Below are 22,973 nucleotides of genomic sequence, written 5' to 3' on the forward strand. Positions count from 1 at the left end.
CGCCGCCTGGCACCTCCGCCCGCCGGTGGCACCCTGGACACATGCCGGAACTGCCCGAGGTAGAAGCGCTCAAGGACTTCCTCACCGAGCACCTGGCCGGACGCCGGGTGACCCGGGTGCTGCCGCTCGCCATCAGCGTGCTCAAGACCTACGACCCCCCGGTCACCGCCCTGGAGGGCACCGAGATCACCGCCGTACGCCGGTACGGCAAGTTCCTGGACCTGGAGACCGGCGGCGGCCCGCATCTCGTCACCCACCTGGCCCGCGCGGGGTGGCTGCACTGGCGCGACACCCTGCCGGACATTCCGCCCCGCCCCGGCAAGGGCCCCCTCGCGCTGCGGGTGGCGCTGGAGGGCGGGGCCGGCTTCGACCTGACCGAGGCGGGCACGCAGAAACGGCTCGCGGTGTACGTCGTGGGGGACCCGGCCGAGGTGCCGGGCATCGCCCGGCTGGGCCCCGATCCGCTCGCCGGCGACTTCGACGAGGAGCGTTTCGCGGCCCTGATGGGCGCCGAGCGGCGGCAGCTCAAGGGCGCGCTGCGCGACCAGTCGCTGATCGCCGGGGTGGGGAACGCCTACAGCGACGAGATCCTGCACGCCGCGAAGATGTCCCCGTTCAAACTCGCCGCCTCCCTCACCGCCGAGGAGACCGGCCGTCTGTACACCGCGCTGCGCACCACCCTCACCGAGGCGGTCGAGAGGTCGAGGGGGATCGCGGCGGGACGGCTGAAGGCGGAGAAGAAGAGCGGGCTGCGCGTCCACGGCCGCACCGGCGAACCGTGCCCGGTGTGCGGGGACACCATCCGCGAGGTCTCCTTCAGCGACTCCTCGCTCCAGTACTGCCCCACCTGCCAGACCGGCGGCAAGCCGCTCGCCGACCGCAGGCTCTCCCGCCTGCTGAAGTGAGCGCGCCCCGCCCGGCCCGGCCCGGTCAGTGCGCGGGCAGGGTCAGTGCGCCGGAAGGGTCACCAGCCGCCGGCCCTCGGCCGTGCGCACCTCGTAGTGGTCGATGTCGTCCGGGCTGAGCGAGGAGCCCGCCGTGGTCGAGGTGGTGCCCTCGTCGTGCGCCCCGACGCTCCAGCCGCCCGCCACCTGCTCCGAGCCGTCCCGGCCGATCACGATCAGCCGGCAGGAGCGCGGCCCGGTGCTGTCCCGCACCTCCAGGCGCAGTCCGCTGCCCCACCGCTCACCCTCGGTGGTGACCCTGGCCCACACCCCGGTGCCCGGATCGGTGGCGGCCGTGACATGGGCCGCGGGCTCCCCGTGCCCGGCGAAGGCCATCACCGAGGGCCCGGCCACCGCCAGCACCACCGAGGCCGCGAGCCCGTACAGCATCCGGCGGCGCCGGGCCCGATGGCGTACGGTGATCTCGCCGAGCAGCCGGTCCAGCAGCCGCGGGCCGGGCTGGGCGAGCGCGGGGACGAAGGCGGGCGTGGCCTGCCGGTACAGCATCAACTGCCGTGCGGTGGGGCCGAATTCGGCCACGTCGGTCGCGCACCGGGGGCACTCGGCGAGGTGGTCCTCGAAGCGGAAGGACTCCGCCTCGTCCAGCACGCCGAGCGTGTACGCGCCGACGGCGCGATGCCTTTCCAGGGACCTCATGCCGAATCCTCGTGCCTATGGGTGCGGGTGGGGTTACGCGGTGCACCCATTGGTACGCACCGGAGGTCCGAATGACTCAAGCCGCGCGCAGAAACCCGATGGGGATTCGGAGCGGCCGGGGCCCCGGATTGGTCCGAGTTCCAACTGGCCGGAAAAAGTGCCTGGTTCGCCGTCGGCGGCCGGATCAGAACAGATGGATGGCCAGGTGTCCGAGGGGCAGGCCGAGCCGCCACGCCGGGGTCCACACCTTCGGCCCGTCGTCCTCGCCGAAGGCTGCCCCGCCGCCCGGCACCGCGTCCAGGTCGGGTGCGAGCAGCTCGGTCTCCTCCAGCCAGCGCCAGGCGGCCCGCGCCAGGGCCAGATCGGGGTCGGGGGTGGTGGACACGGCCGCCCCGGCGGTGAGTTCGGCCATCCGGCCGCCGACCCAGTCCCGCCAGGGCTGGTCGTACGCCGTCAGCGACAGCCAGGTCTCCAGCTGCGAGATGACCCGCACGCCGGAGAGTTCGCCCTCGGTGTCGGACAGGAAGACGGTGAGCGCCAGCGCGTCCCGGCCCGCACGGAACTCGAAGGACGTCGGTGGCATCAGATCGCCGGTGCGCAGCAGCTCGTCGGCGATGTACTCGGCGTAGAACCAGGCCATGGGGACGGTGAGTTCACCGCCGCCGGCGCCGCTCGTGCTCTCGTGGCCTCTGTGGAGCATCCCTGCCTGCCTTCCTCCGGTGCGTGCAAAGTCGCCCGAACCCGGCCCCCCGCCCGGAACACGGATGAGGACAGCTCATGACTCCGACGGGGGTCACGGCAAGGCGCTTTACCGAGGCTTGACCAGGCTCCCGGTTTCATCGCAGGTCGGTCGCGTATCCCGGGAGAACCTGGCGCAGGGCGCGCAGCGCGTAGTACGCGCGGGACTTCACGGTACCGGGTGGAATGCCCAGGATCTCGGCGGCCTCCGCCACGCTGGCCCCGCGGAAGTACACGAGTACCAGCACGTCACGGTGGTGCGGAGTGAGGGTCTTCACAGCCTCGCGCACATCGAGCGCGGCGGCGGCCCGCTCGGCGTGGTCGGCGGTGACGCGCGCGGTCTCCGGCACCTCGTCCACCACCTCCGGAGGCCGGGCCCGCCGCGCCCGCCGGGCGTCTATGGCGAGCCGCCGGGCCACCGTCAGCAGCCAGGGGCGGGCCGAGGCGAAGTTCTCGGCGCGCAGCGCCTCGGGATGCTGCCAGGCCCGTACGAGCGTCTCCTGCACCAGATCCTCGGCGCGCTGCCGGTCGCCGTCGCTCAGCCGCAGCAGCAGCGCGAAGAGGGGCCGCCCGTGCTCCCGCTGCAGCGCGGCGAGTTCATGCTCGGCGGTCGTCGTCCCTGGGGAAGTGGTTCCGGCCGTCATGGCCGTATGGCAGCGCAGGCCGTGCCCCGGCGACACCCCGCGCGCACGCCGGTGCGACGGACGGTCGCCAGGGCGCGGTGAACGGTCGGACGAGCGGTCACGCCGGGGGCGGAGAGCACCGGATGGGCTAGGCACTGTTTGCGCGGGAGGCGAGCTTCATACCCATATGCCCGTCAGGGCTTGTCTGTCAATACGACAATTCTGGGGTGAGTTGATGATCGGACGCAGGCATCCGGTGGCCCTCGTGCTGACCGCCGTGCTCGCGGCGGTGGCCGCCTGCCAGAACCAGGACCGGGCCGAGCCCGGCGCCTCCGGGCAGCCCGCGCCGGGCACCGGCCGGGGCTTCACGCTCGTCGCCGCCGGAGGCATCCAGCCCTCCGCGTCCGCCGCCGAGCGGGCGGGCTTCGACGCGGGCGGCGCCGGACCCGACTTCCGCCCCATGCTCGCGGGGGCCCGGCCGGCGGTGTCCGGCGCCGACCTGGCGCTGTGTCACCTCGAACCGGTCCAGGCCGCCGACGGCGACCCGGTCGCCGCCTCCCTGCCCCAGCTCGCCCAGGGCCTCGCCGCGACCGGCTTCGACAGTTGCTCCACCGCCTCCCCGCAGGCCGAGGGAACCGGTGTCACCCGCACCCTCGCCGCCCTCGACCAGGCGGGCGTGCGGCACGCGGGCACCTCGCGCACCGACACCGAGGCCCGGACCGTCACCCTGCTGCGCGCGGGCACCGCGAAGGTCGCCCATCTGTCGTACTCCTACGACACCACCGGGCAGTCCGGGGCGGTCGACCCGGCCGACGCCGGCCGGATCGCCGAGGCCGCCCGGGCCGCCCGCAAGGCCGGGGCCGACGTGGTCGTGCTGTCCGTCAACTGGGGCACCGCCTGGCAGGACGCCCCCGACGCCGGGCAGCTCACCCTGGCCAAGCAGCTCACCGCCGCGAAGACGAGCGGCCGCCCCGACATCGACCTCGTCCTCGGCACCCACGCCCACGTCCCCCAGCCGTACGAGAAGGTCAACGGCACCTGGGTGGTCTACGGCATGGGCGACCAGATCGCCGAGGGCGGCGCGGGCGCGGGGGAGTGGCGCGGCAACGAGTCCACCCTCGCCCGCTTCACCTTCGCGCCGCCCGCGAAGCCGGGCGGCCGCTGGGACGTCCGCAGCGCCGAGTTCCTGCCGCAGGTGTACGACCTCGACGCCGGACGCGCCGTCGACGTGGGCTCGGCCATCGCGGCCGGCGCCGACCTCGCCGCCACCCGCGACCGGGTACGGAACACCGTACTGAGCCGGAACGCGACGAAGGCCGGGCTCACCATGGCCCAGTGATCACTCGGCGGGCGCCCGCCGGGCCATCGCCGAGTGCCGGTAGGAGTAGCCGAAGTAGATCACGCAGCCGAGCAGGAACCAGATGGCGAACCGCACCCAGGTCTGCCATTCCAGGAAGGTGACGAGCCAGAGCGAGAACAGCGCGCCGAGCGCCGGCACGAACGGCATCAGCGGGGTGCGGAAGGCGCGCGGCAGGTCCGGCTGCCGGTAACGCAGCACGATCACGGCCGCGCACACCACCACGAACGCCAGCAGGATGCCGATGTTGGTCAGCTCGGCCGCCTCGCCGATCGGCACGAACCCGGCGATGCAGGCCGCCCCGACCCCCACGATCCAGGTGACCCTGGTCGGCACGTGCCGGGTGGGGTGCGTCTTGGCGAACCAGCGCGGCAGCAGGCCGTCGCGGGCCATGGAGAACCAGACGCGGGTCACGCCCAGCATGAACGTGAACATCACGGTGAGGATGCCGATGATCGCCCCGACCGCGATGACGTCGGCGAGACCGCCCAGCCCCACCGACTTGAAGGCCGAGGAGAACCCGCTCTCCGGGTCGATGTCCTTGTAGTTCTGCATGCCGGTCAGCACCAGACAGGCCAGCACGTACAGCACCATCGAGATGATCAGCGAGTAGATGATCGCCTTCGGCATGTGCCGCTGGGCGTCCTTGGACTCCTCGGCCGCCGTGGACATCGCGTCGTAGCCGAACACCGCGAAGAACACCGTGGCCGCGCCGGTGAAGGCGCCGCTGATGCCGAAGGGGAAGAAGGGGTGGTAGTTCGCGGTGTTGATGTGGAAGAAGCCCACGACGATCACCAGCAGCACCACCAGCACCTTCAGCGCCACCACGAACGTCTCGAACCGGGCCGCGCTCTTCATGCCCAGGTTCAGCAGCCAGGCGATCAGCAGGCACAGGATCGCCGCGAACAGGTCGACCCGGTGCCCCGATCCGGTGCCGGGTGCGCCCAGCATCCACGAGGGGAGGTCCGCGCCCATCTCCTCGACCAGGAAGCTGAAGTAGCCGGAGATGCCGATGGCGACCACCGCCACGATCGCGGTGTACTCCAGCAGCAGGTCCCAGCCGATGAACCAGCCCACGAACTCGCCCAGCACCGCGTACCCGTAGGTGTACGCCGAGCCGGCCTTCGGGATCATCCCCGCGAACTCGGCGTACGACAGCGCCGCGCAGGCGCTCGCCACACCGGCGATCAGGAACGACACCAGCACCGCGGGCCCGGCCTTGCCGTTGGCGACGGTGCCCGCGAGCGTGAAGATGCCCGCGCCGATGATGCCGCCCACCCCGATCGCGGTGAGCTGCCACAGGCCGAGCGAGCGGTCCAGACCGCCCTCGCCCGCCTCGGTCTCCTCGATGTGTTCGATGGGTTTGCGACGGAGAATTCCCTCACCCGAACGGATCTTGGCCACACGCCTCACCTCTTCCCCGACGGCAAACGGCTGACGGCGGATCATGATGGCTCAGCCGCGGCCTCTTCGGAAGGCGCCACGCACGGCGGCTCAGGTCACGGCCCAGTCCGGCACCCAGGTGCCCGGGGCGCGCGGGCCCGCCGAAGTGCCGGTCAGATGCGCGCGCAGGGCGGCCAGGGCCGGGTGGGCGTTGGCCCCGTCCCAGATCAGGGAGTGCGGATAGACCGGTGTCGGACCGGTGACCGGAATCCGCCGCAGACCGTGCCCGGCCGGCCCGGCGAGCCGGGGATGCTCACCCATGAAGGTCGCCAGCTCCGGTGACCCGGCGATCCGGTCCAGCATCGCCGCGCTGCCGAAGTTGGGGCCGGCCGAGTCGATGGTGAGCCCGAACTCCGCCGCCAGCGAGGCGTAGTACGCGCCCCACTCGACGCCCTCCACGATGCTCGGCATCCAGATCCGGTGCCCGGCCAGCTCGGCAGGGGTCACCGAGGGGGCCTCGGCCAGCGCGTGTCCCGGACCGGTGAGCAGATGCAGGGGCTCGTCCAGCACCCGGGCGCTCGCCAGGCCCTCGGGCAGCCTTGTGCCCGGCATGCCGACCGCGCGGAAGGTCGCGTCCACCCGGCCCGCCCGCACGGCGGCGACGGCCGTGTCCGCGTCGAACAGGGTGACCACCTCAAGCTCCACCCCCGGATGCGCCTCGTGGAAGCCGCGCAGCAGGACGGCCGGGGCGACCCGGGGGCCGATCACGTCCACCCGCAGCGCCCGCCGGCCCGGCCGGACCGACGCGGCGGCCCTCTCCTCGGCGAGCAGCAGCGCCCGCGCGTGCGGCAGGAACGCCCGCCCGTCCAGGGTCGGCTCGGCGCCCCGCGCGCCACGGGTGAACAGCCGCACCCCGAGGTCCCGCTCCAGCGCCGCGATCCGTTTGGAGACGGCCTGCTGGGTGATGGCGAGCACGGCGGCCGCCTCCTGGAACTGCCCCGCGTCCGCCACGGCGACGAAGGTGCGTACGGCCTTGAGGTCCATGCCCGCCAGAGTACAACCGTCGGTTGTGAGAGGGGGTGCTTCGGTTGTTTGATCCCAGGGCGGTCCCGCCGATTTCATGGCCTCGGTCAACGGGAGGTTGTGGATGAAGCTCGGGTCGCGGTTCGGGTGGCTGTGGGCCGCGTACGCCGTGAGCGCCGCCGGGACCTGGCTGGCGTTCGACGCCTTCGCGCTGACCGCGCTCCTCGTGCTGCACGCCGGCCCCGCCCAGGTGGCACTGCTGGCGTCCGCCGGACCGGCCGTCGGCGCGCTGCTCGCGGTGCCGCTCGGGCCGTGGATCGAGTTCCGGCGCAAACGCCCCGTCATGATCGCCGCTGACCTGGTCCGGTGCGCCGCCCTGCTCGCCGTCCCGGCGGCCCACTTCCTCGGGGTGCTCGGCTTCGGCCCGCTGCTCGTGGTGTCCATGGTCGTGGCCGCCGCCGACCTCACCTTCACCGCGGCCTCCGGCGCCCACCTCAAGAGCCTCGTCCCGCGTGCCGGACTGCTCACCGCCACCAGCCGGTTCGAGTCCACCACCTGGACGGCCACCGTGCTCGGCCCCCCGCTCGGCGGGGCCGCCACCGGTCTGCTCGGGCCGGTGGCGACGGTGGCCGCCAACGCCCTGAGCTTCCTGCTGTCCGCCCTCGGCATCCGGGCCGTCGGGGGCACCGAGCCCGTCCCCGCGCGGCCGCCCCGCGACGCCTCCCGGCCGCGCGCCGCCGGCCTCCTCGACGGCTGGCGGCACCTGCTCACCAGCCCCCGGCTGCGCCCGCTGTTCCTCAACACGGTCCTGGTCAACGGCCTGATCATGGCCCAGGCGCCGCCGCTCGCCGTGCTCATGCTCGGCCCGCTCGGCTTCGCCCCCTGGCAGTACGGGCTCGCCTTCGCCGTGCCCTGCCTCGGCGGACTGCTCGGCTCCCGGCTCGCCCGGCCGCTCGCCGCCCGCTTCGGCAGGCGCCGGGTCCTGCTCGCCTCGGGCGTGCTGCGCGCCTGCTGGCCGGCCGGTCTGGCCCTCGTCCGGCCCGGCCCGGCCGGACTGGCCCTCGTCATGGCGGTCGAGCTGTGCCTGATCACCTGCGCGGGCGTGTTCAACCCGGTGCTCGCCGCCGAGCGGCTGGAGCGCACCCCGGACGACCGGGTGGCCCGTACGCTCTCCGCCTGGTCCGTCACCGGCAAGGCCGCCACCGCCGCGCTCACCGCGCTCTGGGGCCTGCTGGCCGCCCTCACCGGCCCGCGCACCGCCATCGCCGCGGCCGGGGTGCTGCTCCTGGCGACCGCGCCGATGCTGCGCGGGCTCGCTACGGGACGACCGTCACCGGCCAGCGCCCCGCCTTCACCAGCCGGACCGCCACCGACCCGATGATCCGGTGCCCGGCCTGCTCCGACGCGCCCACCACCACCGCGTCCGCCGTCAGTTCGGTGGCCGCCTGCACCAGGCCGTTGAAGGGGTCGCCGCGGAAGGTGTGGAACTCCCAGCGCACCTCGAATATCCCCTTCACCCGCTCCGCCGCCTCCCTGATCTGCGCGATCAGGTCCTCGGCGATCTCGTCCGTGGCCTGCGCCACCGGCACCCCGAGCGCCGCCCCGGCCGCCATGACCGGCTGCACGTACACCACCGCCAGGAGCGCGCCCTGACGTCTGGCCAGGCCGCCCGCGTACGCCGCCGCCCGCAGCGAGGAGTCGGAGCCGTCCACACCGACGACGATGACCTTGGGACCGTCCGTACCCCGCTCGAACCGGTGCCGCTCGTGCTCTGCCCGCTGTTCCGTCACGGCCGTGAGGTTATCGGAAGCGGGGGTTCCGTCCAGCGGACGGGGAGCGGCACGGGCGGGTTCGCGCCGCCGCTCGGCCGACGGAGTGGATCGGACCCGCCGCACCGGTGTCGGTGCGGTGCGGCACAGGCCCGACGGGCGACTGATGGTTCATGGAGAAGGATCAACTGTTCACACGGCGCCGGATGCTGCTCGGCTCGGCCGCCGTCCTCGGCGCCGCGGGCGCCGGGGGAGTCCTCATGGCGGGCGGCGGCGACCAGGCCGCCCGCACCACCGCCGGCCTCGCCGGGCCACAGGCCCGGCAGGCCCTCAAGCCCTCCGCCTTCCGCCTCCAGCCGCTGCTCGGCCCCGGCACCCCGCCCACCGCCCCCGGCAAGCTGAAGGTGCGTCACCAGCCCGTCCTGCGCCTCGCCGGCAAGGGCAGGAACATGATGCTCACCTTCGACGACGGCCCCCACCCCGACTACACCCCGCACATCCTGGACACCCTCGCCAAGTACGACGTACGCGCGATGTTCTTCGTGTGCGGCGAGATGGCGGTCGACAACAAGGAACTCCTGGCCCGGATGGCCGAGGACGGGCATGTGGTCGGCAACCACACCTGGACCCATCCGCTGCTGACCGAGCTGGCACGCGGGGACATCCGCGACGAGATCGAGCGCACCAGCGACGTCATCGAGGACGCCTACGGGGACCGGCCGCAGTGGTTCCGCGCCCCCTACGGCGCCTGGAACCGGGCCACCTTCCAGCTCGGCGCCGCCATGGGCATGGAGCCGATGGCCTGGACCGTCGACACCACCGACTGGATGACCCCCGGCACCCGCACGGTCGTCGACCGGGTGGAGGACGGCGCCGCCCCCGGCGTGGTGATCCTCTCCCACGACGCCGGGGGCGACCGGACACAGAGCGTCCGCGCGATCCGCGAGTACCTGCCCTATCTGCTCGACCAGGGCTACCACCTGACCGTCCCGCCCCGCCGCACGGCCTGAGAAAGGGCACCGCGCCCGCCCGGTCGCGGCGGCCTCAGGCCCCCGTGACCAGGCGGGCGAAGACGACCACGTTGCCGTCGTAGCCGTTCTGCTTGGAGAAACCGCCGCCGCAGGTGATCACCCGCAGTTCCGGCGTGCCCTTGGAGCCGTAGACCCGGTCGCCGGGGAACTTGCTCTTCTCGAAGACCTCGACCCCGTACACCTCGAACACGGCCGTCCTGCCGTCCTGCCGCCGCACCTCGACCCGGCTGCCCTTCTTCAGCGCGCCGAGCCCGTAGAAGACGGCCGGCCCCTTGGTGTTGTCGACATGGCCGACGATCACGGAGGTGCCCTTCTCGCCCGGGGAGACCGCGCCCGTGAACCAGCCCGCCAGATTGGGGTCCTCCGGCGGGGGCGCGCCCACCCAGCCGTCGGCGTCCAGACCCACCGGGGTGACGGGGGCGTCGACCTGGATGGCCGGGATACGGACCCGCTCCGCCGCCGAGAACGGCAGCCCGGCCGGAGCCGTCGCCGGGGCGGCGCTCGGCGGGGTGCGCACGTCGGCGGCCGGGGCGGCGGCCGAGGCGGGCTGGGGCGGGCCCACGTCGAACTCGCCGGAGCCGTTCCGGATCAGCGCCACACCGGTCAGCAGGACGAGCGCCAGCACCCCCCAGGGGGCGCGTCTCCTGCGGCGCTCCTCCCGGTCGCTCCACTCCGCCAGCTCGGACGCAGACATTCGCCATCCCCTCTCGACGTGGATGCCGCCACGTCCGTCGCGCATGGGAAAACGCTAAGTCCCGCGCCGGTGACCTGCGACGGGGCGGCGGGCGAACGGGTGGCGGTACGGGTCGCCGGTGCGCCATCCGAGTTGCAGGGCGGAGATATTTTCTGACGGGCCGTGACCTGCGGCGATATCCGATTGTGTGGTTGTCGGGTGGTGGGTGTGATCACCAGGACGGACCATTCTCGACATGCGGGCGTGTTCTGGGCCCCTGAGTGTTTGGTCGGGAGGTGCTTTCTCGCCGATCGACCGGGGACCGGCCCCGGCGTGCCTCTCGCGGAGGAACACATGCGTAACCAGCGTGCCTTGGCGGCCACGTGCGCCGCGATCGCCGTGCTCGGTCTCGCCGCCCCCGTCGCCGTCGCGGACGGCATGGGCAACGGGAACGGCACCGGCACCGGTGGCACCGTCACGGGCGTCATCCCGAACACCGGTGGTGTCATCCCGAACACCGGCGTCATCAACGGGAACGGCAACTTCAACAACAACTTCAACGGCAACGGGCACGGCAACGGCAACGGGAACTTCAACGGGAACGGCAACTTCAACAACAACGGCAACTTCGGGAACGGCAACGGCAACGGTAACCGGGGCAACGACAACTTCGGGAACGGCAACGGCTTCGGCAACGGCAACGGCAACTTCAACAACAACGGGAACTTCGGCAACGGGAACGGCAACTTCGGCCACGGCAACGGGAACGGGAACGACAACGGGAACTTCGGCAACGGCAACGGCGGTCACGGAGGGGGCGGGTTCGGCGACGGCAACCTCCGCAACATCGTCGTCACCCCCAGCGTGCTCCCCGCCGGCGGCCGGCTGACCATCACCGTCGAGGGCTGCCGCGGCGGCACCGTCTCCTCGCGCGCCTTCCGCACCGCCCGGCTGAACTCGAACGGCAACAACGACTCCCGCGCCGTGGTCACCATCGACCGTGACGCCCGCCCCGGCCGCTACGACATCACCGTCGACTGCGGCGGCCGCTCCCTCACCCGGCCGAACGCCTTCACCGTGCTCGGCGGTGTCAACGGCGGCCTCGGCGGCAGCACCACCTCCGGTGCCACCCGCGCCGACATGGCCATCGGCGGCGGACTCGTCGCCTCGGCCGCGCTCGGCGGCGCCGCCTTCTGGCTGCGCCGTCGCCACGAGAAGCGCGCCTGAGCCCCGCCCGCGCCCTCGCCGGCGCGGGTCACGCCACACGCGGGCCCTCGTCCCACCCCTCGCCGGGCCGGGACGGGGGCCCGCGGCACGTGCTACACGTGTGGGAAGAGGGTGAGGAACGGCTCCGCGGTCACCGCGATGCCCCGGCTGAAGGGGGCGTCGAAGTCCCAGATCAGGAACAGCATGAACGCGATGGTGGCCGAGAACAGCCCGGCCAGGACCAGTTCACGGGCCGTACGCCGGATCTGGAGCGCGAACACCATGCCCACGGTGATCACCGCCCCGCACAGCAGACCCCACCACACCACGGGCGGCATGGTCGCGCCGGTGGAGTCGGCGCGCGCGTTGCGCGCCTGGTCGGCCGCGGCCACCTGGTCCACCAGCGGCTGGTACGCCTGCGCCTCGAAATCGCTGCGCGGCTGGTAGTCCGTCACGTCCTGGCGCACCCGGTCCAGCAGCCGCGCCCCCTGCTCGGTGACCTCTCCGCGCTGGGTCATCGACTTCCACTCGGTGTCCACGACGTAGGAGACGTAGGCGTCGACGTCCGCGCGCACCCGGTCACGCACGTCCTCGGGGTAGACGCGGACCCGCTCGGAGACCTCGTGCAGCGCCTGCGCCTCGGCCTGGACGGTGTCCCCGGCCGCGCTGCGCGCCTCCCAGACACCCGCGATGGCGAGGCCCAGCACGATGGCGTACACCACCCCGATCCACATCGTCATGTACTCGATGACGTCCGGGGTCTCGCTGGGGTCCTCGTCCTCCGGGGCCCGGCGGTGCCGGACGAGGGTGATGAGCACCACCACGGCGCAGGCTCCCAGCATGGCCAGGACGAGAACGAGCCAATCCGACAACGGATACCTCCAGGTGTGGGTGCGGCCGCGTCACCGCGGGCGCAGCGCCGCGACGGCGACGATCGCGGGGATGGTGACGAGCAGGACGTAGCGGACCGGCGACGTGTGGGAGGGAGCCGTGCGCCGGACGGGACGGACGTGGTAGGCGGGATAGCTCACCGGGGTCACGGTGGGCCGGGGGGTGGGCTCGGGCGGCGGAGTCGGCTTCGGCACCGGTCGCGGGGCCGCCGGCTCGGGAGCCGGGGCGGGCGGCGGTGGAGGCGGCGGAGTGGGCTTCGGTGCCGGTGGGGGCGGCGTCGGACGGACGGGCGGCTTCGGCTCGGGCGGCGTCGGACGCGGCTGGGGCTTCGGCGGCGGAGGGGGAGGAGGCGGCGGGGCCGGGGTGGGCGTCGGAGTCGGTGGGGGGGTCGGCGTCGGAGTCGGGGTGGGCGTCGGGGTGGGCGTGGGCGTGGGAGTCGGCGGGCAGGGCGGCGGGGGCGGTGGCGGGCAGGGCGGGTGGCCGTGATGGTGGCCTCCGGCCACCGCGACGGCCACCGTCCCGTCCGGGCCGGCGGAGGCGTAGGCGCAGGCGTCGGCGGACGCCGAGCCGACCGGGCAGCCGACCACGCTCCACACCACCGCGAACAGCGCCAACACCCTGCCGGCGACCGCGCGTCGGGTTGCTTGGGGACCTTGCACGAGCGTGAGCATGAGGGCAGCGCGCGCCCGGGGGGCCGAACAATGTGCTGATTGGCCCGAAGGAGGGACAACGCGCCCTTGCCGGTTTGACGTGCGGCGCGGTCCCGGCGGCCCGATGGGTACACGCGTACGCCCGGCCACCCCCTGAGCCGCACCCCGTCGGATTCAGCCGAAAGATTTTCCCGGTCCGTTGAACGCTCCACCCCCCACGCCGCGTACCCATGGCCGTGCGGTGACTCAGTGGAGGCCGCAACAAACTGGCGAAAATGGGGAGTTGAGGATGAAGACCTCCTGGCGGACCGCCGCACTGGTGGCCACAGCCGCTTCGGTGCTGGCGCTGACGACGGCGTGCGGTCAGGACAACGTCACGCCCCCGGCGTCGGCGGCCCAGAACGTGGGAGCGTCGGCGAGCGCCGCGGGCATCGGCACCGGCCTCGGCTCGGGCAACGGCTACGGCGCCGACGGCGCCCAGGCCAGCGCCTCCCCGACCCCCGCCGCCCCCGCGGGCAAGCTGACCGTGGCCACGAACCCGCAGCTCGGCAACGTGCTGACCGACGGGTCCGGCCTCACCCTGTACCGCTTCGACAAGGACACGGCCGAGCCGCCGAAGACCAACTGCGAGGGCGACTGCGCCACCACCTGGCCCCCGGTCCCCGCCGACGACGCCAACGCCGGCGCCGGCATCGACAAGGCCATGCTCGGCGAGGTCACGCGCCCCGACGGCACCAAGCAGCTCACCATCGGCGGCTGGCCCGCCTACCGTTACGCCAAGGACCTCAACTCCGGCGACGTCAACGGCCAGGGTGTGGGCGGCAAGTGGTTCGCGCTGGCCCCCAACGGCAAGAAGGCGTCCCTGTCCTCCCTGCCCGGCCTCTCCGTCCGCAAGGACCCCAAGCTCGGTGACATCGTCGTCGACAAGAACGGCCGCACGGTCTACCGCTTCCTCAAGGACAAGGCGTGGCCCAAGTCCGTCTCCAACTGCACCGGGGCCTGCCTGGAGAAGTGGCCCGCGGTCGCGCCGGTGAGCGCCGACGACACCCAGGGTGTGAAGAAGAAGGGCCTGATGCCCTTCACCCGGCCCGACGGCGTCAAGCAGATGTCCGTCAACTGCTGGCCCATCTACACCTTCTCCGGGGACAAGAAGCCCGGTGACACCAACGGCCAGGGTGTGGGCGGCACTTGGTACGCCGTCTCGCCCGAGGGCAAGCCGATCGGCGCGCCCGCCGAGTAGCGGTCACCGCCCGCGCCGGGGCCCGTTCCGTCCGCTCACGCGGAGGGGACGGGCCCCGCGGCGTGCCCCAGGGTCGTCACCCAGCGGGTTCGGACGGGTACTTCCCGCAGGCGGTGACCGGGAACGGATGGTCAATTTCCGTTTCCGGTCGCCCGTTTGGCGGGCGATCAGTAGCCTCAGCTCGAACACCGGCTCACCCGTCCCCGTCGCCTACGCCAGGAGTGATACATGGAGCGCCCCGCCTGGGCCCCCCGGAGCATCGACATCTCGGTGCCGAGCGTCTCGCGCATGTACGACTACTACCTGGGCGGTTCGCACAACTTCGAGGTCGACCGGGAAGCGGCCCGCAAGGCGATGGAGTTCCTCCCCGGCCTGCCCAAGATCATGCAGGCCAACCGGGCGTTCCTGCGCCGGGCCGTGCGCTTCGCGGCCGAGCAGGCGATCGACCAGTTCCTGGACATCGGCTCCGGCATCCCCACCTACGGCAACGTCCACGAGACGGCCCAGGCCGCCCGGCCGGGCGCCCGTGTCGTGTACGTCGACCACGACCCCGTCGCCGTCGCGCACAGCAGGGCGGTGCTCGCGGGCAACACGGACGCGGACGTCGTCGCCGCCGATCTGCGCAAGCCGCAGGAGATCCTCACCAGCCCCGAGGTGGCCCGGCTGATCGACCTCGGCCGGCCGGTGGCCCTGCTGCTCGTGGCCGTCCTGCACTTCCTGGAGGACTCCGACGACCCCCACCGCGCGGTGGCGGAACTGCGGGCCGCGCTGGCCCCCGGCAGCCTGCTGATCCTCACCCACGCCTCCTACGAGGGCATCCCGCTGCCCGAGGAGCGCGCCGAGGGCGCGGTGGACGTCTACCGGGACATCCGCAACCCGCTGGTCATGCGCTCGCGGGACGAGATCGCCCGCTTCTTCGAGGGCTTCGAACTGGTCGAACCGGGACTGGTCCATCCGCCGCGATGGCGCCCGGAGTCGGCACCGGAGGACGAGGACGACTTCGCGTTCTCCGGTTTCGCCGGCGTGGGGCGTACGGCGTGAGCGCGGAGCCGGACGGTCCCGAGGGCAGAGTGCGGCGGCTGACGACGATATGGAGCCGGGCGGTCTACCCCGTCACCTCCACCTCGCTCACCCGCGCCGAGTTCGAGGAGCGGCTGCTCCCGCTCGCCCACCGCCTCAGCCGCGCCCTGCGGGCCCACAGCTTCGACGCCGGAGAGGCGAAGGCGGTCGGCGCGGCCCTGATCGACGCGCACGGCACCGACCCCGAGGTGCTCGCCCGCACCCTGGACTGCGTCGACGCCTACCTCGTCCTGTACTGCGGTGACGACAGCCCGCAGGACCGGCTGCGGATGCGGTCCTCCCGGCTCCAGCACGCGATGGCCGCCGGTTACGCGCAGGCGCTGCGGGAGCGCACCCTCGCCGAGCAGGAGGCCGTGGCCCAGGCCGCGCTGCGCGCCCAAGGGGTGGTCGCCGAGGCCCTGCACGCCAGCGAGGCCCGCTTCCGCGCGGTGTTCGAGGGCGCCGCGATCGGCATCGGCATCGCCGACCTCGACGGCAACGTCCTCCAGGTCAACGGCGCCCTCCAGCGCATGTTCGGCGTCTCCGAGACCGCGATACGCGGCCGGAAGGTCCGGGACTGGACGCATCCCGAGGACGCCCCGCAGACCTGGCGGCTCTACGAGGAGCTGGTACGCGGCGAGCGCGACCATTACCACGTGGAGAAGGCGTTCAACCGCCCCGACGGCACCGCGCTGTGGACCAACCTCACGGTCTCCCTGCTCCGCGACGCCGACGGCACCCCGCAGTACCAGCTGGCCCTGATGGAGGACACCACCGAGCGCCGCCTGCTCCATCTCCGGCTGCGCTACGAGGCCACCCACGACGCCCTCACCGGCCTGCCCAACCGCACCCTGTTCTTCGAGCGGCTGGAGAAGGCGCTCGCGGCGGGCGAGGGGCAGCGCTTCGGCCTGTGCTACCTCGACCTCGACGGCTTCAAGGCCATCAATGACAGCCTCGGCCACGCGGCCGGCGACCGGCTGCTGGTGGAGGTCGCCGACCGGCTGCAGTCCTGCACCACCGCGTCCGGCGAGATGGTGGCCCGCCTCGGCGGCGACGAGTTCGTGGCCCTCACCACCGGCCGCGACACCGAGCGCGGGGTGGAGGAACTGGCCGAGCGCATCACGCACGCGCTGCTCACCCCGGTCGGCATCGACGGCCGCGACCTCCTGGTGCGCGGCAGCCTCGGCATCGTCGAGGGCCCGGCGGGGGAGCGTACGGCCGCGGAGGTGCTGCGCAGCGCCGACATCACGATGTACCGGGCCAAGTCGGCGGGCGGCAACCGGGCCGAGCTGGCCGATCCGGAGGCGGACGCCCGCGCGATCACCCGGCACGGTCTCACCACCGCGCTGCCGAGCGCGCTGGAACGCGGCGAGTTCTTCATCGAGTACCAGCCCCTGGTGCACCTCGGCGACGGCACCGTGAGCGGCGCGGAGGCCCTGGTCCGCTGGCTGCACCCGCAGCACGGCGTGCTCGGCCCGGATCGCTTCATCCCGCTCGCCGAGCACACCGGGCTGATCGTCCCGCTGGGCCGGTGGGTGCTTGAGGAATCGATCCGGCAGGCGCGGACCTGGCGTGACAAGCAGGGCGAGGACGCGGTGGGCCCGCTGCGGATCAACGTCAACCTGTCCCCGTGCCAGCTCACCCACCCCGGTCTGGTGCAGGACACCGTGGAGATCCTGGAGCGCGCGGGGGTCGCCCCGGACGCGCTGTGCCTGGAGGTCACCGAGTCCGCGCTGATCGGCGCCGACGACGGCCTGCTCAAGCCCCTGCGCCGGCTGGCCGAGATGGGCGTCGACATAGCCCTGGACGACTTCGGCACCGGCTACTCCAACCTGGCCAACCTGCGGCGCCTGCCGGTCAGCGTCCTCAAGCTGGACCGCTCCTTCACCCAGGGCATGCAGCAGTTCCCGGCCGACCCGGTCGACCTGAAGATCGTGGAGGGCATCGTCTCCCTGGCCCACAGCCTGGACCTGGCGGTGACCGTGGAGGGCGTGGAGACCAGCGCCCAGGCGGAACAGCTCCGCCTCCTCGGCTGCGACACCGCCCAGGGCTGGTACTACGCGAGGCCGGGCCCCCCGGAGAAGCTCCACACCCTGGTGCTGGCGGACGCGACGAGCTGACGGGGACGGGGGCGCGGCCGCGAAGCGGGCCGCACCCCCGCCAGGGGCGCGGGGCACTGCGCGACCAGCCACAACGCACCCGCGAAAGAACAGGCGCCCGCTACCGCTCCAGCAGCATCCGCTGAAGCTCCCGCGCCCCCCGAGGCGGAGCCACATCACTCCGGTGAGCCAGCGCGATGGTCCGCGACAGCCCGGGCCGGGCCAGCGGAGTGACCCTCAGTCCCCGCCCGGCCCGGCCGGCGACCATGCGGGGCACGACGGCGACGCCGAGTCCGGCCCGCACGAACCCGAGAACCGCGTCCATCTCACCCCCCTCGACGGCGAACTCGGGCTCGAACCCGGCGGAGCGACACGCGGCGACGGTCAGCTCCCGCAGGTCGTACCCGTACCGGAACATCACCAGCCGCTCGTTCTCGAGATCGGCGATCTCCACGTTCCGGCGCCCGCCGCCGGGGGCCGGCGCCTCCGGTGAGGACACCACGACCAGGTCCTCCCGCAGCAGCTCCACGGTGGTCAGCGCGGGCGCCGGCGCCGGCAGCGGCAGCACGATCAGCGCCAGGTCGAGCTCCCCCCGGCCCAGTTCCCGCACCAGGTCGCGCGAACCGCTCTCCTGGACCAGCAGCTGGATGCCCGGATAGCGGTCGTGGAAGGCCCGCAGCACGTCCGGCAGCAGCCCGGTGCACAGGCTCGGTGTCGCGCCGAGCCGCACCCGCCCCCGGCGCAGCTGGACCAGTTCCTGTACCTCCATCCGGGCGGTGTCCGCGTCCGCGAGGATGCGCCGGGCCAGCGGCAGCAGCGCCTCGCCCGCGTCGGTCAGCGCGATGTTGCCCCGCGCCCGGACGAACAGATCCGCGCCCAGCTCCCGCTCCAGCGCCCGGATCTGCTGGGACAGCGAGGGCTGCGCGACATGGACCCGCTCGGCGGCACGGGTGAAGTGCCGGGTCTCGGCCACGGCCACGAAGTACTGGAGCTGCTGGAACTGCACACCTCCAGGATAGCGAGCGCCTATGGAAACGAGCTGAACCATGTCTTGGACCGATCGGGAGCACCGTCGTAGCGTCCTGTCCATGGCTCTGGCAACGCGGACGGACCGACGGCCGTCGATGGCGCGCTCGGTCTGGGACAGTTCCGTCGGCAAGAAGACCGTGATGGCCGTCAGCGGCATCGTGATGCTGCTGTACCTGGTCGCGCACGTGATCGGAAACCTGAAGATCTTCTTCGGGGCCGGCGAGTTCAACCACTACGCCCACTGGCTGCGCACGGTCGGCGAGCCGTTCATGCACTACGAGTGGACGCTCTGGCTCGTCCGCGTCGTCCTGGTCGTCGCCGTCGTCGCCCACGCCACCGCCGCGTACCAGCTCAGCCGCCGCGACATCAAGGCCCGGCCCAGCAAGTACGTGCACAAGAAGGCCCGGACGAGCTACGCCACCCGGACCATGCGCTGGGGCGGGATCATCCTCGGCCTGTTCATCGTCTGGCACATCCTGGACCTCACCACCGGCACCGTGCACTCCGGCGGCTTCCAGGAGGGCCACCCCTACCAGAACGTGGTGGACACCTTCTCCACCTGGTACGGCAACGTCATCTACATCGTGGCGATGCTCGCCCTCGGCCTGCACATCCGGCACGGCTTCTGGAGCGCCGCCCAGACCCTCGGCGCCGGCGGCCGTACCCGTGACCGGGTCCTGAAGGGCGCCGCCGATGTCCTCGCGCTGCTGCTCACGGCCGGATTCATCGCCGTACCCGTGGGCGTCATGACCGGAGTGGTGAGCTGACCATGTCCTACACCGACTACGCGACCGGCGACCCGGTCACCGACACCAAGACCCCCGCCGGGCCGGTGAACGAGCGCTGGGACACCCGCCGCTTCGAGGCCAGGCTGGTCAACCCGGCCAACCGGCGCAAGCACACCGTCATCGTCGTCGGCACCGGCCTCGCGGGCGGCTCCGCGGGCGCCACGCTCGCCGAACAGGGCTACCACGTCGTCCAGTTCTGCTACCAGGACTCCCCGCGCCGGGCGCACTCGATCGCCGCGCAGGGCGGCATCAACGCCGCGAAGAACTACCGCAACGACGGCGACTCGGTGCACCGGCTGTTCTACGACACCGTCAAGGGCGGCGACTTCCGCGCCCGCGAGTCCAACGTCCACCGGCTCGCCCAGGTCTCGGTGGAGATCATCGACCAGTGCGTGGCGCAGGGCGTGCCCTTCGCCCGCGAGTACGGCGGCCTGCTCGACACCCGCTCCTTCGGCGGCGTCCAGGTCTCCCGCACGTTCTACGCCCGCGGCCAGACCGGCCAGCAGCTCCTGCTCGGCGCCTACCAGGCGCTGTCCCGGCAGATCGCGGCCGGGAACGTGGAGATGCACCCGCGCACCGAGATGCTCGACCTGATCGTGGTCGACGGCCGGGCGCGCGGCATCGTCGCCCGCGACCTGATCACCGGGAAGATCGAGACCTACTTCGCTGACGCGGTGGTCCTGGCGAGCGGCGGCTACGGCAACGTCTTCTACCTGTCGACCAACGCCATGAACTCCAACGCCACCGCCGTCTGGCGGGCGCACCGGCGCGGCGCGCTGTTCGCCAACCCCTGCTTCACCCAGATCCACCCCACCTGCATCCCGCGCACCGGCGACCACCAGTCCAAGCTGACCCTGATGAGCGAGTCGCTGCGCAACGACGGACGCATCTGGGTGCCGAAGGCGCAGGGCGACACCCGTCCGGCCAAGGAGATCCCCGAGGACGAGCGGGACTACTACCTGGAACGGATCTACCCCTCCTTCGGCAACCTGGTCCCGCGCGACATCGCCTCCCGCGCCGCCAAGAACGTCTGCGACGAGGGACGCGGTGTCGGACCCGGCGGCCAGGGCGTCTACCTGGACTTCGCCGACGCCATCGCGCGGATGGGCCGCAAGGCGGTGGAGGCCAAGTACGGCAACCTCTTCGACATGTACCAGCGGATCACCGACGAGGACCCCTACGAGGTCCCGATGCGGATCTACCCCGCGGTGCACTACACGATGGGCGGTCTCTGGGTCGACTACGACCTCCAGACCACCGTGCCCGGCCTCTTCGCCATCGGGGAGGCCAACTTCTCCGACCACGGCGCCAACCGGCTCGGCGCCTCCGCGCTGATGCAGGGACTGGCCGACGGGTACTTCGTGCTGCCCGCCACCCTCAACGACTACCTGGCCCGCCATCCGCACCAGGAGCCGCTGAGCGGCCAACACCCCGAGGTGCAGGAGGTGCTGGCCGAGACCGAGGACCGCGTCAACCTGCTCCTCGCCGTCGACGGCGACCGCACCCCCGACTCCTTCCACCGCGAACTCGGCGAACTGATGTGGGAGTTCTGCGGCATGGCCCGCAACGCCGAGGGCCTGCGCAAGGCGCTCACCGAGATCCCGCGCATCCGCGAGGAGTTCTGGCGCCGCATCAAGGTCCCCGGCACCGGCGAGGAGTTCAACCAGTCGCTGGAGAAGGCCAACCGCATCGTCGACTACCTCGAACTGGCCGAGCTGATGTGCCTCGACGCGCTGCACCGCGCCGAGTCCTGCGGCGGCCACTTCCGCGAGGAGTCCCAGACCCCGGACGGCGAGGCGGCCCGCCGGGACGAGGAGTTCTCCTACGCCGCCGCCTGGGAGTTCACCGCCACCGGCGAGGCCCCCGTCCTGCACAAGGAAGACCTCGTCTTCGAGTACGTCCACCCCACCCAGCGGAGCTACGCATGAGGCTCACCCTGCGCGTCTGGCGCCAGCGGAACGCCGACACCGACGGCGCCATGTCCACCTACGAGGTGGACGGCATCTCGCCCGACATGTCCTTCCTGGAGATGCTGGACGTCCTGAACGAACGGCTCATCCTTCAGGGTGAGGACCCGGTCGCCTTCGACCACGACTGCCGCGAGGGCATCTGCGGCGCGTGCAGCCTCGTCATCAACGGCGACGCGCACGGCCCGGAGCGCACCACCACGTGCCAGCTCCACATGCGCTCGTTCCGGGACGGCGACACCATCGACGTCGAGCCCTGGCGCGCCGCCGCCTTCCCGGTCGTCAAGGACCTGGTGGTGGACCGCTCGGCCTTCGACCGGATCATCCAGGCCGGCGGCTACGTCACCGCGCCCACGGGCGCCGCCCCGGAGGCCCACGCGACACCGGTGCCCAAGCCCGACGCCGACTTCGCCTTCGAGCACGCGGAGTGCATCGGCTGCGGGGCCTGCGTGGCCGCCTGCCCCAACGGCGCGGCGATGCTGTTCACCGCCGCCAAGGTCAACCACCTGAACGTGCTCCCGCAGGGCGCGCCCGAGCGGGAGACCCGGGTGCTGGACATGGTGGCCCAGATGGATGCCGAGGGCTTCGGCGGCTGCACGCTGGCCGGCGAGTGCGCCACGGCCTGCCCCAAGGGCATCCCGCTGTTCTCGATCACCGGAATGAACAAGGAGTGGCTGCGCGCGACCCGTAAGGCGGGCAAGCGGTAGGACTCAGCGGACGTTCGCCGAGCGGGCGGACGGGCGGGGCCGGGAGTGGTGCTCATCCCCGGCCCCGTCTGCTGTGACACCGCGGTGATCAGGTGTGCGGCGGGTTGTCCCGGTGCTGCTGGGAGCCGAACTGGTCCCGCAGCTTCTCCTGCGCGGTGTCGACCTGGGACTGGTGCTTGTTTCCGGTCCGCTGGTCGAGGTAGTCGCCACCCCTGTCGATGCCCTTGTCGGCCATGTCTTCGTGGCCCTTGAGCATTCCCTTGATCTTGTCCATAAAGGACATGGCAGCCCTCCTCGTCGCTTTGAGGCTTCCCTTCCCAGGGTCACCGTCCCGGCCCGGCTTCGCATCTCGAACGGACGACCGCCTCGGACGGGCGCCCTAGAGTGGGCCCGTGGCAGACAGCAGCGAGCGTCCGGTGACCGTCTTCGACGTCGACAACACCCTCGCCGGGACCGCGCACCGGCAGCACTTCCTTCAGCGCGCTCCGCGCGACTGGGACGGCTTCTTCGCCGCCGCCCCCTTCGACCCGCCGCTGGCGGAGGGTGTGGCGATGGCCCGTACCGCCGCCCGCACCTGCGACATCGTGTACCTGACCGGCCGGCCCGAGCGGTGCCGGCAGGACACGCTCGACTGGCTCGCCCGCCACCAACTGCCCGACGGCGAGCTGCACATGAGGCCGGAACGGGACCGCAGGCCCGCCCGGGCCACCAAGCTGGAGACCCTGCGCCGCCTCGCCCGCCGCCGCGAGGTGCTGGTCGTCGTGGACGACGACGAGCTGGTCTGCGACGCGGCCGAAAGCGCCGGGTTCGCCGTCGTACGGGCCCGCTGGGCCCAGTCCTCGGCCGCGCTGGAGGACGCCCAGGAGCGGGAGGGCCGGACCTGATCCGGCGCCGCCGGTCAGGGCCGGTCAGGCGTCCTCCAGGCGGAACCCCACCTTCATGCACACCTGGTACTTCTCGATCCGCCCGTTCTCGATCTGCCCCCTGACCTGCGTGACCTCGAACCAGTCCAGATTGCGCAGGGTCTGGTCGGCGCGGCCGATGGCGTTGCGGATGGCCTGGTCGACACCGTCGTTGGAGGTGCCGACGATCTCGGTGACCCGGTAGGTGTGGTTCGACATGGGAGGGTGCTCCTCTTC

At 72.4% G+C, this 22,973-nt stretch carries 24 protein-coding genes; 12 read left to right on the top strand and 12 right to left on the bottom strand.

Translation table 11 applies throughout. From position 1 onward, the window contains the following. Nucleotides 1-41: 41 nt before the first annotated feature. Nucleotides 42-905, top strand: a complete 864-nt coding sequence (locus tag ABZ898_RS06350; RefSeq protein ID WP_361653392.1) for a DNA-formamidopyrimidine glycosylase family protein — start codon at nt 42-44, stop codon at nt 903-905. Nucleotides 906-947: 42 nt separating this feature from the next. Here the strand turns inward: ABZ898_RS06350 and ABZ898_RS06355 are convergent, their stop codons facing one another. From ABZ898_RS06355 to ABZ898_RS06365, 3 genes are all read right to left on the bottom strand, one after another. Then, nucleotides 948-1,601, bottom strand: a complete 654-nt coding sequence (locus tag ABZ898_RS06355; RefSeq protein WP_361653394.1) for a zf-HC2 domain-containing protein — start codon at nt 1,599-1,601, stop codon at nt 948-950. A gap of 184 nt (nt 1,602-1,785) precedes the next feature. Beyond that, complete coding sequence (locus tag ABZ898_RS06360) at nt 1,786-2,301, bottom strand: hypothetical protein (protein WP_361653396.1); 516 nt, start codon at nt 2,299-2,301, stop codon at nt 1,786-1,788. A 136-nt stretch (nt 2,302-2,437) separates the two neighbouring features. Next, nucleotides 2,438-2,983 (bottom strand): sigma-70 family RNA polymerase sigma factor, encoded by a 546-nt coding sequence (locus tag ABZ898_RS06365; RefSeq protein WP_361653397.1) that lies wholly within the window; start codon nt 2,981-2,983, stop codon nt 2,438-2,440. 214 nt (nt 2,984-3,197) lie between these two features. Here ABZ898_RS06365 and ABZ898_RS06370 point away from each other — a divergent pair, with 214 nt between their 5' ends. Continuing rightward, on the top strand, nt 3,198-4,301 hold the full coding sequence (locus ABZ898_RS06370) for a CapA family protein (protein WP_361653399.1): 1,104 nt from the start codon (nt 3,198-3,200) through the stop codon (nt 4,299-4,301). Here ABZ898_RS06370 and ABZ898_RS06375 read toward each other — a convergent pair whose 3' ends face one another. Both ABZ898_RS06375 and ABZ898_RS06380 read right to left on the bottom strand, forming a co-directional pair. Beyond that, nucleotides 4,302-5,723, bottom strand: a complete 1,422-nt coding sequence (locus tag ABZ898_RS06375; RefSeq protein WP_361653401.1) for an amino acid permease — start codon at nt 5,721-5,723, stop codon at nt 4,302-4,304. It abuts the gene before it with no gap. A gap of 90 nt (nt 5,724-5,813) precedes the next feature. Then, complete coding sequence (locus tag ABZ898_RS06380; RefSeq protein ID WP_361653403.1) at nt 5,814-6,746, bottom strand: LysR family transcriptional regulator; 933 nt, start codon at nt 6,744-6,746, stop codon at nt 5,814-5,816. Between the two features lie 103 nt (nt 6,747-6,849). On the opposite strand from ABZ898_RS06380, the gene ABZ898_RS06385 reads away from it, so the two are divergent. Next, nucleotides 6,850-8,106 carry an MFS transporter gene (locus ABZ898_RS06385; protein WP_361653405.1) on the top strand — a complete coding sequence of 419 codons (1,257 nt, stop codon included), beginning with the start codon at nt 6,850-6,852 and terminating at the stop codon, nt 8,104-8,106. Here the strand turns inward: ABZ898_RS06385 and ABZ898_RS06390 are convergent. Next, the gene (locus tag ABZ898_RS06390; protein ID WP_361653407.1) at nt 8,042-8,515 is read right to left on the bottom strand and encodes a universal stress protein; all 474 of its coding nucleotides are present in this window, start codon (nt 8,513-8,515) and stop codon (nt 8,042-8,044) included. The two genes, ABZ898_RS06385 and ABZ898_RS06390, sit on opposite strands and share 65 nt — an antisense overlap. Before the next feature lie 152 nt (nt 8,516-8,667). Between ABZ898_RS06390 and ABZ898_RS06395 the strand changes: the two genes are divergently transcribed. Then, nucleotides 8,668-9,504 carry a polysaccharide deacetylase family protein gene (locus ABZ898_RS06395; protein ID WP_361653409.1) on the top strand — a complete coding sequence of 279 codons (837 nt, stop codon included), beginning with the start codon at nt 8,668-8,670 and terminating at the stop codon, nt 9,502-9,504. A 34-nt stretch (nt 9,505-9,538) separates the two neighbouring features. Here ABZ898_RS06395 and ABZ898_RS06400 read toward each other — a convergent pair whose 3' ends face one another. After that, nucleotides 9,539-10,219 carry a class F sortase gene (locus tag ABZ898_RS06400; RefSeq protein WP_361653410.1) on the bottom strand — a complete coding sequence of 227 codons (681 nt, stop codon included), beginning with the start codon at nt 10,217-10,219 and terminating at the stop codon, nt 9,539-9,541. Between the two features lie 333 nt (nt 10,220-10,552). On the opposite strand from ABZ898_RS06400, the gene ABZ898_RS06405 reads away from it, so the two are divergent. Beyond that, nucleotides 10,553-11,425: a hypothetical protein gene (locus ABZ898_RS06405; RefSeq protein WP_361653412.1), complete on the top strand. Its 873-nt coding sequence runs from the start codon at nt 10,553-10,555 to the stop codon at nt 11,423-11,425. Between the two features lie 92 nt (nt 11,426-11,517). Here the strand turns inward: ABZ898_RS06405 and ABZ898_RS06410 are convergent, their stop codons facing one another. Together ABZ898_RS06410 and ABZ898_RS06415 are read right to left on the bottom strand one after the other, a co-directional pair. After that, nucleotides 11,518-12,276 carry a DUF4239 domain-containing protein gene (locus ABZ898_RS06410; protein ID WP_361653414.1) on the bottom strand — a complete coding sequence of 253 codons (759 nt, stop codon included), beginning with the start codon at nt 12,274-12,276 and terminating at the stop codon, nt 11,518-11,520. A 30-nt stretch (nt 12,277-12,306) separates the two neighbouring features. Then, nucleotides 12,307-12,435: a hypothetical protein gene (locus ABZ898_RS06415; protein WP_361653416.1), complete on the bottom strand. Its 129-nt coding sequence runs from the start codon at nt 12,433-12,435 to the stop codon at nt 12,307-12,309. 799 nt (nt 12,436-13,234) lie between these two features. Here ABZ898_RS06415 and ABZ898_RS06420 point away from each other — a divergent pair. The 3 genes from ABZ898_RS06420 to ABZ898_RS06430 all read left to right on the top strand — a co-directional run bounded on the left by ABZ898_RS06420 (nt 13,235) and on the right by ABZ898_RS06430 (nt 17,364). Beyond that, on the top strand, nt 13,235-14,185 hold the full coding sequence (locus ABZ898_RS06420) for an SCO0930 family lipoprotein (protein WP_361653418.1): 951 nt from the start codon (nt 13,235-13,237) through the stop codon (nt 14,183-14,185). 228 nt (nt 14,186-14,413) lie between these two features. Further along, nucleotides 14,414-15,226 (top strand): SAM-dependent methyltransferase, encoded by an 813-nt coding sequence (locus ABZ898_RS06425; protein WP_361653420.1) that lies wholly within the window; start codon nt 14,414-14,416, stop codon nt 15,224-15,226. Continuing rightward, on the top strand, nt 15,223-17,364 hold the full coding sequence (locus ABZ898_RS06430) for an EAL domain-containing protein (protein ID WP_361653422.1): 2,142 nt from the start codon (nt 15,223-15,225) through the stop codon (nt 17,362-17,364). The genes ABZ898_RS06425 and ABZ898_RS06430 overlap by 4 nt, the downstream gene beginning before the upstream one ends. Before the next feature lie 100 nt (nt 17,365-17,464). Here the strand turns inward: ABZ898_RS06430 and ABZ898_RS06435 are convergent, their stop codons facing one another. After that, entirely contained in the window at nt 17,465-18,349 is an 885-nt protein-coding gene (locus ABZ898_RS06435) for a LysR substrate-binding domain-containing protein (RefSeq protein ID WP_361653424.1), read from the bottom strand. Between the two features lie 118 nt (nt 18,350-18,467). On the opposite strand from ABZ898_RS06435, the gene ABZ898_RS06440 reads away from it, so the two are divergent. Genes ABZ898_RS06440 through ABZ898_RS06450 form a run of 3 tightly spaced genes read left to right on the top strand, consistent with a single transcriptional unit; the run spans nt 18,468 to nt 21,834 of the window. After that, the gene (locus ABZ898_RS06440) at nt 18,468-19,139 is read left to right on the top strand and encodes a succinate dehydrogenase (protein WP_361653845.1); all 672 of its coding nucleotides are present in this window, start codon (nt 18,468-18,470) and stop codon (nt 19,137-19,139) included. Between the two features lie 2 nt (nt 19,140-19,141). After that, entirely contained in the window at nt 19,142-21,088 is a 1,947-nt protein-coding gene (locus ABZ898_RS06445) for a fumarate reductase/succinate dehydrogenase flavoprotein subunit (RefSeq protein WP_361653426.1), read from the top strand. After that, a complete protein-coding gene (locus ABZ898_RS06450; protein WP_361653428.1) occupies nt 21,085-21,834 on the top strand; it encodes a succinate dehydrogenase/fumarate reductase iron-sulfur subunit in 750 nt (249 codons plus the stop codon). The genes ABZ898_RS06445 and ABZ898_RS06450 overlap by 4 nt, the downstream gene beginning before the upstream one ends. Before the next feature lie 88 nt (nt 21,835-21,922). Here the strand turns inward: ABZ898_RS06450 and ABZ898_RS06455 are convergent, their stop codons facing one another. After that, complete coding sequence (locus ABZ898_RS06455) at nt 21,923-22,117, bottom strand: antitoxin (protein WP_361653430.1); 195 nt, start codon at nt 22,115-22,117, stop codon at nt 21,923-21,925. Nucleotides 22,118-22,226: 109 nt separating this feature from the next. On the opposite strand from ABZ898_RS06455, the gene ABZ898_RS06460 reads away from it, so the two are divergent. Beyond that, nucleotides 22,227-22,718: a hypothetical protein gene (locus tag ABZ898_RS06460; protein WP_361653432.1), complete on the top strand. Its 492-nt coding sequence runs from the start codon at nt 22,227-22,229 to the stop codon at nt 22,716-22,718. Between the two features lie 24 nt (nt 22,719-22,742). Here the strand turns inward: ABZ898_RS06460 and ABZ898_RS06465 are convergent, their stop codons facing one another. After that, nucleotides 22,743-22,955, bottom strand: coding sequence for a dodecin (locus ABZ898_RS06465; RefSeq protein WP_361653434.1), 213 nt, complete (start codon nt 22,953-22,955; stop codon nt 22,743-22,745). Between the last annotated feature and the right edge of the window lie 18 nt (nt 22,956-22,973).

Source organism: Streptomyces sp. NPDC046860 (assembly GCF_040645115.1).
Classification (GTDB): Bacteria; Actinomycetota; Actinomycetes; order Streptomycetales; family Streptomycetaceae; genus Streptomyces.